This is a genomic window from Pedobacter frigiditerrae, assembly GCF_032678705.1.
Taxonomy (GTDB): Bacteria; Bacteroidota; Bacteroidia; order Sphingobacteriales; family Sphingobacteriaceae; genus Pedobacter; species Pedobacter frigiditerrae_A.
Window position 1 is genome coordinate 1,680,830 of sequence record NZ_JAVTSS010000001.1, and the last position, 17,708, is coordinate 1,698,537.

The window sequence follows — 17,708 nt, forward strand, 5'->3', positions numbered from 1 at the left end:
CTGATCTTAAATTATTTAATCTAAAACTATCTGTTTAAACACATAATTTAGTCAGCCTATCAATAAAATTCTCTTAAACAACAATGGATATTTGAGTTGGCCTACAAAACTGGAGGAAGTACAGTTTAACTATTTTAAAAAATGATGGCTTAATTTGGCTTTAGCTAAGTACGGTCATGAAGATTTACGCCTTAAAGAAGTTGACAATCATTATCAACCCAAATAGTATCTCTTTCTACTGATTTTTAAGCTTAAAAAATGAAAATAAGGAAAAACCAATATCTCATAACAGTTTAGGACTGAGTTCGATATTGGAATAACAAATATTTAGAGTAGATGATGTCTTATTTTTTGGCAACTAGCTTTTGGCTAACACTTGCTTTGTTTCCTTTTTTTAACCAAATGATAAAACCAGTTATAGGTAAACCTACAGCAATTAGGCTAGCCAAAAAAGCTAAAACCTTTCCAAACATTCCAAAAACACTCCCTGTATGCAAATCATAGTTTAGCGCAATGAGTTTTGGCGTTAGGCCAGTTGTTGCCATAGGATCGGCTTCCAATAACAATTTACCAGAATATTGATCAAAGCGGTATTGTTTGCGATCATAAAGATGGTTTTTAGATTGATAAGCCGAGATATTTACCGTTCCGCTCTTTGCCGCTGGGAAATTATAAAGAAAATAGGCTGTTTGAGGAGATTTTTGTAGTGATTGACTTAAAATTTTGTTGGCAGATGCTTTGGTATTTTGAGTAGTATCAGAAAGTATTTTTGATTTTTTATCGGTAGTGAACTCAAAAGACCAAGCTAAACCAGTAAGTGCAATTATAAGCAATGGAATTAATGTGTAAAAACCAAGTACATTGTGAAGGTCAAAATTAACTCTTTTGAATTTTCCGTTCCATTTAATGGCAAAGCTTTTTTTTAATTGCTTTCGTTTCCATTTTTTTGGCCACCAAAGCACTAGACCAGAAAGTAGCAATATAGTAAAACAAATAGTCGACCATTTGACGATTAAATGTCCTAATTCATCTCCCAACAACATATTCATGTGCAAGGCAAGCACAACCGTAAAAAACTCTTTACTAGCATCTTCTTTAAAAAGTACCTTTCCTGTATAAGGGTCTAAGTAAACTTTCAAGTAATAATCATAATAATTCCAATAACCAGAACTCTTTTTATTAACCTTAAAAGCTCGGAACATATAGGTCCGCTCAGGATCTTGCCATAGCTCGGCCCTAGTAATTTTATGTTTCTTACCTAGCGACTGGGTTGCAATAGATAAAAGTGTATCGAGAGATAACTTTTTTGTGGAAGGCACAGTTTTAACATAACGTCTATCTCTGTAAACGACATCTTTAATTTCGTCAGAAAAGGTATAGATTGCACCAGTTAGTCCTAATATAACCACCACTAGCCCAGAGGTTAGTCCGAGCCAGAGGTGGATTTGTAATATGAGTTTTTTTAGAGTCAATCTTTAGAACTTAAAGGTGATACCTGCTGCAACAGTTCTTGGTAATTGAGCACTTAGTGTACCCTGTCCAGTAAAATAACGTTCGTCTGTTAAGTTGTCTACTTTTACCCCAATTCGATATTTTGGTTGATCATAAAATAGTGTTGTTGTTACCAATGTGTAGCTTGGTAGCGTGAATACGCCTGTTACTAATGAATTCCCTGTTAGGTGTTTTCCAATGTAGTTTAATCCTGTTCCTATACCTAATCCTTTTAAGTTGCCAGATGGGATAGCATAACTGATCCATGAATTAATTAATGTAGCAGGGCCTGCCGAAGCTGGACGTCTTCCCTCTAGTGCTAAGGTTGATTTTGTAAGCTTACTATCATTATAACTATAGCCAGCAATAATATTAAGCCCATCAATAGGGTTTGCAATTAATTCAAACTCTACTCCTTTGCTCTTCTGTGTTCCATTTTGCAAGGTAACAATGTAATTCGTACCACTTACATTCACTTCTTCTGTACGTGTCATGTTATCAACCTCGATGTTATAATAACTTGCCGTAAAGCTAAGTCTTCCTTGAAAAAGATCTGTTTTAACACCACCTTCATACTGATTGGCTTGTTGTGGTTTCAAAGTACCTGAAACATTAGAACCTGCTGGTTGAGTAACTGGTGGCACATTCGCAAATCCATTCATGTAATTTCCGAATACCGAGATGCGATCAGGTAGTATTTGATATACAAGCCCTAACTTTGGAGATACAGCAGTTTGCTCATATTTCGAATTAACCACTATTTGGTTAGTTGCCTGATTTAGTATACCACGGTTCTGAAAACGATCAATGCGTAAACTTAGCATCGCTGTTAATCTATTGGTTAAGCTCAATACATCAGAAGCATAAGCACTGTAGATATTTGCTTTAGTTGCATTTTTTGTAGGTGCGGCTGTACTGGCAGCTAATCTAGCTTCTACCGCTGCACGAGAGATTTTCACATAGTTTACATCAGCAGGATTACGACCACTAACATTATCAAATACGATATAGGGAGAATTATCATTGTTGATAGTTTGGTTCAAATAATCAAGACCAACCACCATTCTATTGCGCAAGCCAACAACCTTAAAATCGCCGATGAAATTCTGTTGAATATCAGTGGTCGTGTTTACGGTGTTTTGTAATGAAACGTTACGTTCAAGCATTTCATCGCTGGTAGCACCTCTTAAGAATGAATAGATATAAAATCCATCAGAACGACGTGAGTTTGCAGAATAAATTGTCTGAGAAGTCCAACTATCAGATAGTTTGTAATTAATTTGGCCCTTAATGTTCATCGTAGGGTTTTTCATCACTAAATCATTACTTGTAAAAGAACGTTTCCAGTCGAAGTTTAATTCTTCAGGTGTAGTAGCAATATATGGTCTTACCCTATTCAGGAAAATTGTTGAAGGACTGGTACCTTCTAGTGAATAGAAACCTGCCGTTAAGCTAATGTTCAGTTTTTCACTTGCACGATATTCTAAAGTAGGTGCAACAAAGATAGAACGTTTAAAACCTGCATCTTGGAAACTACCCTGGTTCTGATAAGCCGCATTTAGTCGGAAAAGCAGTTTTTTATCTGCCTTTACTGGTCCATAGATATCTGCACTTAAACGATTAAGGCCATAACTACCAGTGGTAAAGTTTACCTCCCCTCCTAGCGTGTCTAGTGGTTTTTTGGTTACAATGTTTATTAATCCGCCAAAGGATACCACTGCACCGCCGAAAAGCGTACCTGATGGCCCTTTGATAAGTTCAACTCGCTCTATGTTTGCAGGTTCTATTTCTCCATTAGTTTGCGCCGGAACACCATCTACAAATGCTGCCTCTGTACGAAAACCCCTCATGGTATAAAAAGAAGCACCATCACTATTAATCCCTCTATTATTCTGTATTTTGTATACTCCTGGAGAATTTTTTAATGATAAGCTGAATTCAGTAACCATTTGCTCTGTAAGTAGTGTTTTAGGAATGGTAGTATAAACCTGCGGGTTTTCTAAATTACCTAGTGGCATCTTGGCGGAGGTGGTTGTTTTTTTTACCGAAAACTTGTTGGTACTTCCTCCATTAACCACAACCTCTTCCAATTGTTGGTTGCTTTCTGAAAGGGTGAAGTCTTGGGTAGATGTTTCCCCTTCAGCAATTATCACCTGACGTTGTTGAGGTTCAAGACCAATATAACTGGCTATAAGCGTAAAACTACCACTTTTGATGTCTTTAATGATATAATTTCCTTTGGCATCTACCTGAGCTGATTTTCCACCTTTAATGGCTACCGTTACAAATTCACCTGGTTTACCGTCACTTGTCTTAACGGTTCCTTTAATAATGGAGGTTCCCGTAGTCTGCTGAGCAAAGGAAACCAAGGGGCCAAATAAAAGGCAAATGGCCAAAATGGCTATAAATGTGTGTGTGTTCTTTGGGGTACGAATTTTGTACATACTTTTGTAATTGTTAGTTGATTCTAAAATTGGTTAACAACATTACCCGGTGTATTGGTTTGGCGACTGAGCACCGGGTTTTTCTTTAAGCCTAAGGAATTAAAGTTTTTGCAAAACTATAAATATTAATTGGAATCAATCTAAATAAAAATAAAATTGTAATTAGCCTATTTTATATTTATAGATAAAGGTTAGATATTCATTCAATTACCCCTCAACTCACCCGTTATTAACCATATATCAAATGGTTAAATTTTAAACCTTTTAGATCAAAATTTAAACTCTCATCAGGGTCATTTTAACTAGGTTAGCTAAACAATAACCCTACTGTACAATTGCACTTAAGGGATATTGTTAATTAACCAAATATTAAATCATGCAGGCAATTACAAATTGTTGGCTTAAAACTTAAGGGCTATGAGATAAACTTTACTTTCCTACCAATACCTATCAATCATCCTTGAGGGGTCTTACCCTCTTCTTAAACCATTTATAAACTTTATTAAGTATGAATTTTAATCAATCATTTTTTGACGATACCCATCGTCGACAAAAAATCCGTTTCACAAATCGAAGCTTTTTCCTAAGTATTTTATTTGTTTTGCTCATGATCACGCAACTCTTTGCGCAACAAGCTGGCAAAACCATTAATGGTACAGTTCGTGATGAGAGCGGAAAAAGCATACCAGGTGTCAGTGTAAAACTTAAAGGCACAACACTTGGAACAACTACAGATACCCAAGGTCGTTATACCTTAAAAATTACAGGAGAAGATGGTACATTAGAATTTTCCTATATCGGCTATGCCTTAAGCGAAGTAGTTATAGGCAACCGTACTACAATTGATGCTACGTTAAAAGAAAGCAACAATACAATGAATGAGATTGTGGTTATTGGATATGGCACCGTTAAAAGAAGAGATTTAACAGGTTCTGTAGCTTCAGTTAGTGGAAAAGATATTGCTACCACACCCGTTGCCAGTGTGGCACAGGCCATGCAAGGTAAGTTACCAGGGGTAAAGATTGTTTCTCAAGATGGTCGTCCAGGTGCCGATGTTGCCATTCGTATTCGTGGCGGAGGTTCAATATCTCAAAGCAATCAACCGTTAATTCTTATTGATGGAATCCCCGGCAATTTGAATGATATTGCTGGAGACCAAGTAGAAAGTATCGACGTTTTAAAAGATGCATCTTCTACGGCCATCTATGGCTCTCGTGGTGCTAATGGTGTTGTATTGGTAACTACAAAAGGTGCAAAAGCCGGAAAAACCATGATCAGTTACGATGGCTATTCTAAGTCTAATGAACCAACTAAATATTTAGAATCGCTTAGTCCGTATGATTATTTAAAATATGTATGGGCTAATACTGCTGCAAATGGTGTGGCTTATCAAACACCATTTGAGAAATTATATGGCATTGGAGCGTTTCCTGGAACTAATTCAGGAGGAATTGAAAGCTACAGAAATTTAGCATCAGATGACATCCAAAACAAAGTTTATAACGCATCTCAATCATGGAGTCATGCCTTAACAATGACTGGTGGAAATGACAAAACAAAAATCTTGTTTTCTTCTACCTATACCGATGACCAAGGGATGAAAGTAAACTCTTATGTTAAACGTGCAAATGCAGCCTTAAAAATCAATCATAAAGTTTTTGACAATGTTACATTTGACCTAAATACCCGCTATACTCGTACAACTGCCCTTGGAGATGAAGGAACAACCACTGGATCGGGCTCTCTCCTATCTTCAGCTTACCGTTTTCGACCTATTGCAACCGAACATATTTTAGGTGATTTGGCTGCTTTAAGAACAGGTAATATCGAAAGTTATGGAAAGAATTCTTTATGGGATGCTAACAGCCCACTTGCACGTTTATTGGATTTCGACCCTTATTCTAAAAATCAAAGTTTGGTGGCCATAGCATCCTTAAATTGGGGAATTATAAAAGGCCTAACCTACCACACAGATTTTAGTTTAAACACTACATGGGGATTGCGCCAATATTGGACGGGTGCTTTTTACAATAACTATGCAGATGATGCAACAGGTAACAAAGTATTTTCAGGTGCTGCAGATTATCGCAAAAATGATGGTTGGGGTACACGTTGGACTAATATTCTGAAGTATGAACTAGATATTAATAAGGCTAACAAAGTTGATGTTACTGGAGGTTATGAAATTGCAAACTCTGGCGGAACAAATCTATCGGTACAAGGAGCTCGTTTCCCTTCAAGTTTCACTAAGGAAACGGCTTTTGCTCAGATTAACCAATATGATAAACCAACCAATTCATTTGGCTTTTCTTCTAGTGTGTTATTTCCAAATCGCATGATTTCTTACTTTGGAAGAGCAAACTATACCTTACTAGACAAGTATTTACTAACCTTAACCTTCCGTGCCGATGGCTCTTCAAGATTTGCCCCTAATAACCGCTGGGGATATTTCCCTGCCGGAGCAGTTGCCTGGAGAATATCAGAAGAATCTTTCCTTAAAGATGTTAAATGGTTAGATAATTTAAAACTTCGAGCCTCTTATGGTGAAGTAGGTAATGATGGAATTAGTCCAAGTTTATGGACCCAAGCTTGGGGCTCTGTTACAGACGAGAGACAACAATACGCCATTAATCACGCCCGCCAATCTGCCTACCAAGTAGATGCCGTGTTAGCCAATAAAGATTTGAAATGGGAAACCACCGTTACACGTAACATTGGAACAGATTTCTCTTTATTTAAAAGTAAACTATCTGGTACGGTGGAGGTATACTGGAACACAACGAAAGACTTGTTAATGGATACCCCAGTTCCAGGAATCACAGGTTTTACCTCTACATTTGCCAATATTGGGCAAACGAGTAATAAAGGGATTGAGTTCTCTCTTTTCGGAACAGTTTATCAAAGCGATAATTGGAAAGTTAGCGCAGGTGGTAACATTAACTTTAACAAAAACAACATTGATGAATTGAAACCTGGTATCACTGGCCTATATGGCGCCAACTGGTCTGGTACGGCCTCATATCCATTAGGAGCAGATTATATCATTAAAACAGGAAGTCCCGTTGGTTTGGTGAGAGGATTAACTTACAATGGTTTTTATACACCTGCTGATTTCAATTACAATGCTGGTATTTATACGTTGAAGCCTGGTATAACCGATGTTGGTGCTTTTGTTGGTATTGTGCATGGAATAACGAATGCCAATCGCCCTGCTGGCCAAATAGCTTACCCAGGGGTACCAAAATATAAAGACTTAAATAGCGATGGTAAAATAGATGAGAAAGATGTTTCTGTTATCGGAAACATGAATCCAAAACATACAGGCGGCTTAAATTTAAGTGTAGCCTATAAAAATATCGACCTAGGACTATACTTCAATTGGAGTTATGGTAACGACATTTATAACGCCACTAAATTATCAGATTTAAATGGCCCTAAAGAGGCAGGTGTGTATGAAAACAAGCTTTCTATCCTAAACAATGCTTATAAAATTTACGATGTAGTAAATGGTCAATTGGTGCGCTTAACAACGCCAGACCAATTGAACGCCGCTAATGCAAATGCTACTTTACCGCTAGCTTATAACGAAGGTGGTGTAACTACTGATTACGGTATTGAAGATGGCTCTTTCTTACGCTTAAACACACTTACTTTAGGATACAGGTTACCTAAATCTATCCTATCAAAAGTGAAGTTGAATAACTTACGCTTATATGGTAGTGTTTTCAATGTGTTTACAGTTACTGGTTACAGCGGGCTTGACCCAGAAGTTAGCGTAAATGACAACGCAAATAGTGCTAGATACCCTACCACTGGTTTAGATTATGGAGCATATCCACGTGCTAGGTCATTTGTCTTTGGTCTTAATCTTAATTTTTAACAATTAAAATTGAAAAAATGAAAACGTTAATAAAATATATTACAGCGATTATCTTGTGTATCTCGCTTACTCAATGCAAAGAGAGCTTTTTAGATGCAAGGTCTCCATCTAGTGTGGATGATGAATTTGTAACCACCACACCCGCAGAAGCATTTAAGATACTTTCATGGTGTTATGCCAATTATCGCCAAAACTGTGTAATGGGTGGTTACCGCTGGAATGAACCTGTTGGTTCTGATGCAGAAATTTATCCAGAAGATGGTTCAGCTAATAACTTAAATGCCATCATGCGTGCTGATCAATTACCTGTAGATGCAAGTGTAGGTGGATTTAATGGTTTATATGCCACGCTTTCTAGGGCTAGCAAACTAGCATCCCTTATAGAAGAAAAAGCAGCTTACAAAGAAGATGTGGCGGCTGGTAGAACATCTAACTGGACCCATTTGTATGGTGAGTCCATGACCATGAAAGCATTTTGTTATTTCGAATTGGTTAAACATTTCGGAGACGTGCCTTATGGCTATGAAAATAAAGTGGTTGATGACTATGCATTAACCTCTCGTTTTACGATTTATGACAACTTAATTAACGACCTTAAAAAAGTAGAGCCATTGATGTTCAAATTAGGCGAAGGAAGTATAAATGCAGAACGTTTTTCAAGGACATTCGCTAATGCCTTAATTGGTCAAATTGCACTTTTTTCAGGTGGATATCAAACCATACGCACTGATGTTGGTGACTTATATGGAAGTGTAACCTTCAACAAAAAAGGTAGTGAAGCTAATAAATGTGTGTATGCTCGTCGCACTGACTATCTTACCTATTACCAAACGGCTAAAACCTATTTCCAGAGAGCTATCGACAACAAAGGATCTTCTCTTTTAATCGTTACAGATGGCAGAAGTACTGCTAACAATCCATTCCAAAAACATTTCCAATATGCCCATGATTTACAAGTAAGTCCTGAATCTTTATTTGAACTGGGCAATATCCAAGGAGGAGCTTTGACCACTACAAGTGAATATACCTATGCTTTTGGCAGACCATCGGATGGTGGTAGTGCCAATGCAGCACCACCTAAAGTGTTTGCAGCTATCCGTATTGTTCCTACTGTTTATTATGGCGAATTTCAGAAAGCAGATAAAAGAAGAGACGTGAGTGTTGCCATTACAGGTAGCAAGGGAGATGGTAACGAAATGATGCTTTCTTTTGTTCCTGGTAACAAAAATACTGGTGGTATTTCAACAAACAAATGGGATGACAACCGAATGAATCCTCCATTTGTTGCCTCACAAAGAAACTCTGGTATGAACTGGCCAATGTTAAGAATGGCAGATGTTATTTTAATGTTAGCTGAAGTGAAGGCTGAATTAGGAGAAAATGATGCAGCAGCTTTAGTTAATCAAATTCGCGAAAGGGCTTATGGCAACTCAAAATATAACATTGGTGCCTTATCAGGTCAGGCTTTAAAGGATGCGGTATTAAAAGAACGTAAACTTGAATTACTTGGCGAAGGAACACGCCGTTGGGATTTGATACGTTCAGGCACAATGTCTGAAAGGGCAGTTGCCGTTCAGCAAGAAATGGCTACAATGACCAATAGCTTAAGGTCTCAAGGCTTTTATCAGTTTGCAAATGGCAATGAAATCTCAAATTACATTTGGGTTAAAATGGTAAATTTAACCAATCCATTAACGTTCGATTGTGCTGACTCCACCAATTTAGCCCTTTACCCAGCTTGGAGAGGTCAGTTTAATTACAGCACACTTCCTACAATTGCGAGTAAGGTTGTGGGCACCAATCATAATGTCTCTATCCAAGGTTTATTCCGCTATATCAATCCAACAAGTGCAGAAGCTCTTGCGCTACAGGCTAGTGGATATGTAAAAACCAATTGGGCAATTGAACTGGTTAATTATGAAGCTGCTTATAAAAGAAACCTTCTTTCTGGAATAACTGCTGCCGGCGATCCACCAAGATATTATTGGCCAATTCCTGCCGAAACCATCAGACAATCGAAGGGAAAAGTTACCAATGGTTATGGATTAGCACAGCCTTAAGCAAAGCTGATATTCAATTCCTATATCAGTTTTAGAAAAAACATATTTAAACTAAAAGAGCCTAACATCATGAAGATGCTAGGCTCTTTTAGTTGGTACCAATTATTAATCGTTCTACCTAACTAATTGTATCTACATTATTCCCCAAATTGCGGTAATTGATTTTTTCTTTTGGATTGGTACCATTCAAGTATTCTTCAACATTGGTATAACCATCCCCATCCGTATCTAAAGCACCATCCTTGGCATCTTTTTGGTTAAGGTTATTTTTAACTTCCCAAGCATCTGGCATACCATCGCCATCACTATCTACCAGTAATTTAGCTGCATCATACTTTAGTGTTGGATAGCCGCCAACTTCTGCAATATCCTTAATGATTCCAGTTGTAGTCAATGGTTTTCCCGTACGTACCATTTCAGTAACGCGAATATCAACAGCATCACGTTTAGGTAAGGTTGCTCCAGCCTTTGCTAATACAGACTCGTATGCTACATCGGCAGTTTGGTGTGGCGAAACTGGCCAGCCTTCAAAAGCTGTATTTACACGTGCGAGTTTTTCTGGCCCCTTCATCCCTGCCCAATTATTATTGATTATTTCTTGGTTATTGTACATGATATTACCTGCAACATACCATTTACCTGGGCGATTTGCTGCCTTGGTATACCAGTTACCTTCTGCCCAAGCACTTCCAGGCGAATACATGCTTCGCTGTTCGATACGAGCAAGAACACCCTTCATATCTTCATTAGTAGCAGGACCTGGTTTAAAGTAGTTGTTAATCAGGTTAACCATCGAAGTTTCATCTCCACCATCTATAGAACGGTGGCGCCAATTGAAAACAACATTGTATCTAAAATCAAACGCACCAGACATACCTATCGATGGGTTTCGGGCAGTATTGCTTGCAAAAAGATTATGATGGAATGTAGAAGGGTTTCCTCCCCAAGTACCACCAAAAGCATGGCCCTTTGCATCTAACGCTTCACTAGAAATAGTCCATTGTATAGTTATGTTTTCCGCAGGATCTTTGATTTGTGTTTTTCCATCGAAAGATGGCCTCATGTGGCGATAAAGTGAAATATTTTCATCCATACCCCAACTTGTAGAACAATGATCAATGATGATATGATGATGCGGATTACCGCCAATGTTGTCGTCGCCTTGCCCACCAGCAGGAACACCTCTTCGTACACGCAGGTGTCTAATGATAACGTTATGGGTGTTGATATTCAGTGTGCCTGCAATACATATACCGTCACCAGGAGCAGATTGACCTGCAATAGTAATATCAGGGTGATTGATATTTAAATCTCCTTCTACTTTAAGCGTTCCCGCTACTCGAAAAATAACAATGCGTGGACCTTCCGCTTCAAGTGCCGCTCGCAAACTACCTACACCACTATCATTTAGATTGGTAACTGCAATTACTTTACCTCCTCTTCCGCCAGTTGTAAACATACCTCCTCCCCATGCGCCAGGAAATGCAGGAATAACCGTTTCAGGTAAACGTGGTGGATGTGGGGGTATTTGTCCAGCTTCAGGTGTAGCAGCAACATTCTGTGCATTTACAACTAAGGATGGGCATAAAAAGATTAGCAAAAGTAAACTTGTACAGAAAATTTGCTGGAATGTATTCTTTTTCATATTTGGTTTATAATTGTGTTCATTTATAAATTTCGCTTTTAAATATAAATAAACACCTGCTTAATTATTGTAACAATTAAGTTTAACAATTGCAAAACTTAGATTACGATAAAATCACATTCCATAAGATATCATTAACAGATTAAAATTTATATATAAATGTTACCATTATATATAAGTAAATCAAGAAAATATTTGGTTACCTTTCGTTTATGAACATTTGCCTAACGGCAAAAAAACACTGAACAATCAACAGTTGCAAAAAACATCAAGGAACAATAATCGCATAAAAATTCACCTTGTATTTTTGGTCCTTGGTGGTTAAAAAATAAAAATATAAACCAAATGAAAACCAATTACGCTAACTTATTTGTCTTAGTCTGCTGTATACCAGCCATGGCCATCGCACAAAAACCCGTATTAAAAATTGACCTTAATACCGCCGAACGCCGTCAGGCTGAAGTGAATGAATTAGGCTACAATCCTTGGGCCATCAAAAGCGGGTCATCATATCAAAATACCTATAAAGGAATTAAAATCACTTTTAGTAAAAAAGGAGAAGCTGGTACTACACTTACTTCAAACTATTATAAAACAGGTATTCAGGCACCAAATTATGCCAGACTAGTAAGCGATGGTCTATCGGTTAAGGAAGGTAGTACTGGTGCGCAAATAGAAATGCGAATTAGCGGTTTACCAGCCGGACCTCAAACCCTACTTACTTTTCATAACAATATAGATGGTAAAAAAACTGATGTTTTTAGTCCAATTAATATTTACGTAGATGGGGAATTACAAGTTGGCAAATTAGCACCTACGTTTAGGATTCATGAGAACAGCGAGGCCAAAACAGCTTATCTGCAATTAAATGCACAAAAAGGCAAGGACATCGTGATTCGTTTTGAAGCTGACCTTTCAACAGTAGCAAACAATAAAAACATCATCATTAATGGCTTTGAGCTGAACACTCCAAACGCGATTGACTTAGCCCGTCTACCTAGTCCTACACTTGGCGATGAGCATGCAGCTGCCGACAATGGCAAGATGACATTAAAATGGAAGTCTGCCGCAAATGCGGTATCGCATGATTTATATTTCGGAACAGATTCTAATGCTATTGCTGCTGCAACCCATTCTTCAACTCTTTTCAAAGGAAACATTAAAACTACAGCCCATCAGGTGGATGGGCTATATGCCATGCTAACCTATTATTGGAGAGTGGATGAAATTAATGCTGCTGGAAAAATAACAAAAGGAAAGCTATGGTATTTTAGACCTAGGCAGCTTGCCTTTACAGATGCAGAAGGTTATGGCCGTTTTGCTCGAGGTGGCAGAGGTGGCAAAGTTGTAGAAGTAACCAACTTAAATGATGATGGGCCTGGTAGCCTTCGTGAAGCATTGAACAAAAACATTGGTCCGCGTACAATTGTGTTTGCCGTATCAGGTATCATACAGCTAAAATCGAGGTTAACCATTAGTCAACCTTATGTAACCATTGCTGGGCAAACTGCACCTGGAAAAGGAATATGTATCTCAAGAGCACCATTAGGCATTGTGGCCGATGATGCAATCATTCGTTTCGTAAGAGTAAGATTAGGCGGTGGATCTACTTATGATGGGATGGGCATAACTGGTGCTGATCATAGCATTGTAGACCATTGTTCAATTAGCTGGACCATAGACGAAGGCTTCAGTTCGCGTGGTGCGCACAACATTACCTTGCAACGCACCCTTATATCAGAAGCTTTAAATGTTGCGGGTCATGCTAATTATGAAAAAGGAAAATCACATGGATTCGCAGCCAGTATTGGTGGCGAAGTGGGTAGTTTTCACCATAACCTGTTGGCACACAACGCAGGCAGAAACTGGAGCTTAGCTGGTGGTGTAAATGGAGATGGCGATTACCTTGGTAAAATGGACATCAGAAACAATGTAGTTTATAACTGGGATCACCGCACTACAGATGGTGGAGCTCGTGAAGTTAATTTTGTGGGAAATTATTACAAACCTGGCGCAGCCACTCATTACATGTATGCTTTAAATGCACAACATGAGGGTTATGGCGGTGGCATGCAACGTTACTTTTTTGACGGCAATGTAATGCCTGGTAAATTTGACGAAAAGAACCAAGCAGCGGGCAGAACCGAAAGTGGCAAAAAAGTCGACTATCAAACTTTTGTAGACAAGCCATTTTTTGAACCCTATGTTACTACTCAAAGCGCTTTAAATGCTTATAAAGATGTATTGTCTGATGTAGGATGCAATCAACCAATTTTTGACGATCATGATATAAGAATCGTTAATGAAACATTAAATGGCACTTACACCTATTCGGGAAGCAAGTCTGGCAAACCTGGCTTACCAGATTCGCAAGAAGATGTTGGTGGATTGGAGAATTACCCTGAATTACATCGTGCTGCAACATTTGATAGTGATCATGATGGTTTACCTAACTGGTGGGAAAAATTGCATAAACTTAATCCTAACTCAAAAATTGGTGATTTTAGTGATGCCAATGCTGACCTTGACCATGATGGATTTACCAACTTAGATAATTACCTCGAATGGATGGCTACATCATATGTAACTGCATCGGTTAATAAAGTATCAACTATCGACCTCAAAAAACTAAGTAAAGCTTACATAGATCAACCAACATATAACACATCAGCTGTGCTTAATGGAAAGGTAACAATTAACAAGGATGGATTAGCTCAATTTACACCCACTAAGGATGGATTGGGTTCTTTCCAATTCACCGTTACCGATGCAGCTGGCAGTAAATTTACGCGTAAAATAAATGTGGTGACAGGTATTGATACAGAAGGTAACTAAAACTTGTTTGGAACAATCGCTACATGTTATTTGATAAATCAAAGCCTTACAGAAATGTAGGGCTTTTGCATTCTTATAAGCTATAATCATAAAAATTTAGTGCTTTTGTAAGGCGATGTGAGGCAAGACCCTAAAAACTGAAAGATAATATCCGTAAATTCATTGCCAACAACAATACAATAAATGGAGTTTCAAGACAATGCAAATCTTAACCTAGTAGTAGAAAGTGCACCAATTGGCATTTGCATTCTTGATGCTACAACCTTTGTGGCTGAACTACTCAACGAAAAGTTCTTGGAGATTGCAGGTAAGCCAAAGGATGCAATTATCGGTAAATGGTATTGGGAACCTTTTGCAGAAGCACGTATCTACTACGAAGATGCACTTAAGAGTGTTGCTCAAACTGGAAATGCCTATTACGCCGATGAAGTTGAGCTTATGCTTATTCGTAACGGAAAACCAGAAAATATTTTTGTTACCTTTGTTTATGCCCCTGTTAAGAATAATAATGGAGGAATTTCAAAAATTGCGGTATGGGTTCTTGAAAATACCAAACAAGTTATAGAACGACAAAAAGTTGCTGAGGCTAAATCCATTATCGAAAAAGAGCGTGACAAGCTCAACGAATTTTTCCTGAAAGCACCTGCCGGAATCTGTGTATGGTCTGGGCCAGAACTTACTTACGAACTCATCAACCCCACCTATCAGTCTATTTTACCTGGTCGAAATCTTCTTGGCAGGCCCATATTAGAAGCTGTACCCGAACTTAAGGGAGCGCCACTAATTAAGGCCATGCAAGACACCTATAATCAAGGAGTTCCTTGGGAAGTGCACGAACTACATGTCCCCATATCAGAATATGAAGGCGGACCAACCGTAGACCGTTACTTTACCTTTAATTTTCTGCCAAGGTTTGATATTAACGATAAGGTAGATGGTGTATTCAACTTTGTATTCGAAGTTACAGAGCAAGTTATTGCAAGAAAAAAGATTGAAGAAAGCGAAAGCCATTTTCGCCATTTGGCCGATCTTGTACCCTCAAAAATATCTAATGCATTACCTTCTGGCGAAGTCACTTTTTTTAACCAACACTGGCTAGATTTTGCAGGAATGGGTTTTGAGGAACTTCGTGATTTTGGCTATCATAAAATGATGCATCCTGATGAAATTGATGAGTTCCAACAAAAGTTACAAGAAGCTGCAAAAACGAAGAAACCACTCGTTATGGAAATGCGTTTTAAGGATACCAATGGAAAGTACATTTGGCACCTTAACATCGCCTCGCCAATACTCGATGAAAATGAAGACATCTCTATGTGGGTTGGTTCTACTACTGATATTCAGCAATTAAAAGATGAAGAACAGCGCAAGGCGGATTTTATCAGTATGCTGAGTCATGAGCTTAAAACGCCAGTTACCTCTATAAAAGGGTACATACAACTTATGCAACGTGAGATTACTCGCGACACCTTCAAACCAGAAAAGTTTGTTCAATCACTTGATCGTGTTGATAGACTGGTTATGCAACTCACCAACTTAGTTTCTGACATGCTCGATTTGAGTAGAATCGAATCTGCTAGACTAGATTTAAAGAAAAAACAAGAAGATATCAATGAACTTGTTAAGGAAGTGGTACAAGATTTTACACTGACTAATCCTTCTAGAAAAATCGAACTCTATCAGGATGGAGATTTCTTTGCCGAAATTGACAGAGATAAAATTGCTCAGGTAGTAATTAACCTAATTTCTAATGCCATCAAATACTCAAAGGAAAATAGCCCCATTAACATTGCCATTTTTCAAAAAGAACAAGAAAAAGTTTCAATCAGTGTTGCTGACCAAGGAATAGGCATAGATCAAAAAGAGCATGATAAAATTTTCGAACGTTTTTACCGTGTAGAAGGCAAGGCCGAAAATCATTTCAGCGGTTTTGGTATCGGATTGTACCTAGCCCATTCTATCATGGCAAGACATAATGGCAACATAACGCTTGATAGCAAACCAGGTCTTGGCTCAACTTTTACGATCTCAATTCCCATTGGATAACAAATTCTTCCTCATTTTGCCGATTTAAAAAATAAATTTAATTTGCAAGTTCATTAGCAAGCTATGCCAACGATCATCCACTTCGCCGACGAAAAACAAACTAAAATGATTCTTAAGAATGGAATAAAGCCTGGTAAATATAGCCATGGAATTTACTGTATGCCTGTCTTGCCAGATTTTTATGTAACTCACCAATGGCTTAGAGAACTTAAATCAACAGGGATAAAAACTTTAGTAGGTGTGTATTTCAAAATTAACACTGATGAATTGGTTTATGCTGGTAAATATGGTCAAAACCACAAGCATATTACATTGGGCAAAGCTATAGCAGAAATAATGGAAATTAAAGATCCTTTGGGTTACGAGCTTATTATTGATAGGAAAATTGAAGCAAAAGAGATCACTAAAATAAAATTACTACCCCAAAATATAGGATGGCGTTATATGCCAGATAGCCACAACCGAAAACCCTGTATTTGTGAATATTGTATTAGAGGAACCATCAAAGCAGATCGATTGCGAAGGAAAAATGTTTAGATTAAGAATGGCTAGCTCTTGAGTTTATTCATCAACAAATCAAAAGCAGCCTGTATTCACCTTCGTTTTCCATAGGTGCTCGATGAACACAAGGTAAAACCTTTTGCTCAGGATGATCTACTGCCAATTTCCATAGATGACCTTGCCCTAAATTTAGTGAATCAGCATTGGGTTTTGATTGATAATGCAAGTCGAAGAAATTTTCTTTCAAAAATCTTTCAAAACCTGCTGCTGGGCCCTTATATAAATCCTGAAGTTTTTGGCGGATTTCAGGAATTAACACTTTCTGCTCAACTTGATCATTAGGTATAATATCACTGGCAGCGCCATGATAGGTGCATAAAAAGGTATCAGCAGCAATAGGCGAACGATCTACGTGAAAAGAATAAACATCAGTTGAAATGAAGTCAAATTCTTCATCTCGCTCATAATGTTTAAGTAAATTAAGAGTCGGCAATGCACCCAAATCTGTCAATAAATTAAAATCATTTAAGATAATATCCCTAGCCATACTACCTTCTGGTGATAATGTCAAGGTTAAAAGATCTTCAATAGAAACATCAGTCACATTTTCTTTTAACTGAAGCTTAGTTACAATCTCTTTAAAATCTCCTATCAAACTTCTCTGCCAGCAAATTGCGTTCATTGCTCCTTCAAATCGCGTATTTATTAATTCATCGAATGTTGAAACGATTCCAACTTGGCTGTTATCAGAAAATTTACTATTCATATTTTGAGTTGAACAATGTAGCCAATCCATTTAAAAGAGA

General features: G+C 37.9%; 9 protein-coding genes. 5 read left to right on the forward strand and 4 right to left on the reverse strand.

The window, feature by feature from the left end:
- Positions 1–344 precede the first annotated feature (344 nt).
- Together R2Q59_RS06700 and R2Q59_RS06705 are read right to left on the reverse strand one after the other, a co-directional pair.
- The gene (locus R2Q59_RS06700; RefSeq protein WP_316784623.1) at positions 345–1,472 is read right to left on the reverse strand and encodes a PepSY-associated TM helix domain-containing protein; all 1,128 of its coding nucleotides are present in this window, start codon (positions 1,470–1,472) and stop codon (positions 345–347) included.
- 3 nt (positions 1,473–1,475) lie between these two features.
- On the reverse strand, positions 1,476–3,935 hold the full coding sequence (locus R2Q59_RS06705; RefSeq protein ID WP_316784626.1) for a TonB-dependent receptor: 2,460 nt from the start codon (positions 3,933–3,935) through the stop codon (positions 1,476–1,478).
- A gap of 607 nt (positions 3,936–4,542) precedes the next feature.
- Here R2Q59_RS06705 and R2Q59_RS06710 point away from each other — a divergent pair.
- Positions 4,543–7,815 (forward strand): TonB-dependent receptor, encoded by a 3,273-nt coding sequence (locus R2Q59_RS06710; RefSeq protein WP_316784628.1) that lies wholly within the window; start codon positions 4,543–4,545, stop codon positions 7,813–7,815.
- Between the two features lie 17 nt (positions 7,816–7,832).
- Positions 7,833–9,875, forward strand: coding sequence for a RagB/SusD family nutrient uptake outer membrane protein (locus tag R2Q59_RS06715; protein ID WP_316767157.1), 2,043 nt, complete (start codon positions 7,833–7,835; stop codon positions 9,873–9,875).
- Positions 9,876–9,993: 118 nt separating this feature from the next.
- Here the strand turns inward: R2Q59_RS06715 and R2Q59_RS06720 are convergent, their stop codons facing one another.
- Complete coding sequence (locus R2Q59_RS06720) at positions 9,994–11,520, reverse strand: polysaccharide lyase (protein ID WP_316784630.1); 1,527 nt, start codon at positions 11,518–11,520, stop codon at positions 9,994–9,996.
- Between the two features lie 345 nt (positions 11,521–11,865).
- Between R2Q59_RS06720 and R2Q59_RS06725 the strand changes: the two genes are divergently transcribed.
- The 3 genes from R2Q59_RS06725 to R2Q59_RS06735 all read left to right on the forward strand — a co-directional run bounded on the left by R2Q59_RS06725 (position 11,866) and on the right by R2Q59_RS06735 (position 16,938).
- On the forward strand, positions 11,866–14,355 hold the full coding sequence (locus R2Q59_RS06725; RefSeq protein WP_316784633.1) for an Ig-like domain-containing protein: 2,490 nt from the start codon (positions 11,866–11,868) through the stop codon (positions 14,353–14,355).
- Positions 14,356–14,538: 183 nt separating this feature from the next.
- Positions 14,539–16,401 (forward strand): ATP-binding protein, encoded by a 1,863-nt coding sequence (locus tag R2Q59_RS06730; RefSeq protein ID WP_316784635.1) that lies wholly within the window; start codon positions 14,539–14,541, stop codon positions 16,399–16,401.
- 105 nt (positions 16,402–16,506) lie between these two features.
- The gene (locus R2Q59_RS06735) at positions 16,507–16,938 is read left to right on the forward strand and encodes a hypothetical protein (protein WP_316784638.1); all 432 of its coding nucleotides are present in this window, start codon (positions 16,507–16,509) and stop codon (positions 16,936–16,938) included.
- Between the two features lie 31 nt (positions 16,939–16,969).
- On the opposite strand, the gene R2Q59_RS06740 is transcribed toward R2Q59_RS06735, so the two are convergent.
- Complete coding sequence (locus R2Q59_RS06740; protein ID WP_316784639.1) at positions 16,970–17,668, reverse strand: DUF1826 domain-containing protein; 699 nt, start codon at positions 17,666–17,668, stop codon at positions 16,970–16,972.
- Positions 17,669–17,708: the final 40 nt, after the last annotated feature.

Coding starts and splice junctions, on each gene's coding strand:
- R2Q59_RS06705 (WP_316784626.1), bottom strand. CDS start 3,935: ATGTACAAAATTCGTACCCCAAAGAACACACACACATTTATAGCCATT.
- R2Q59_RS06710 (WP_316784628.1), top strand. CDS start 4,543: ATGATCACGCAACTCTTTGCGCAACAAGCTGGCAAAACCATTAATGGT.
- R2Q59_RS06715 (WP_316767157.1), top strand. CDS start 7,833: ATGAAAACGTTAATAAAATATATTACAGCGATTATCTTGTGTATCTCG.
- R2Q59_RS06720 (WP_316784630.1), bottom strand. CDS start 11,520: ATGAAAAAGAATACATTCCAGCAAATTTTCTGTACAAGTTTACTTTTG.
- R2Q59_RS06725 (WP_316784633.1), top strand. CDS start 11,866: ATGAAAACCAATTACGCTAACTTATTTGTCTTAGTCTGCTGTATACCA.
- R2Q59_RS06730 (WP_316784635.1), top strand. CDS start 14,539: ATGGAGTTTCAAGACAATGCAAATCTTAACCTAGTAGTAGAAAGTGCA.
- R2Q59_RS06735 (WP_316784638.1), top strand. CDS start 16,507: ATGATTCTTAAGAATGGAATAAAGCCTGGTAAATATAGCCATGGAATT.
- R2Q59_RS06740 (WP_316784639.1), bottom strand. CDS start 17,668: ATGAATAGTAAATTTTCTGATAACAGCCAAGTTGGAATCGTTTCAACA.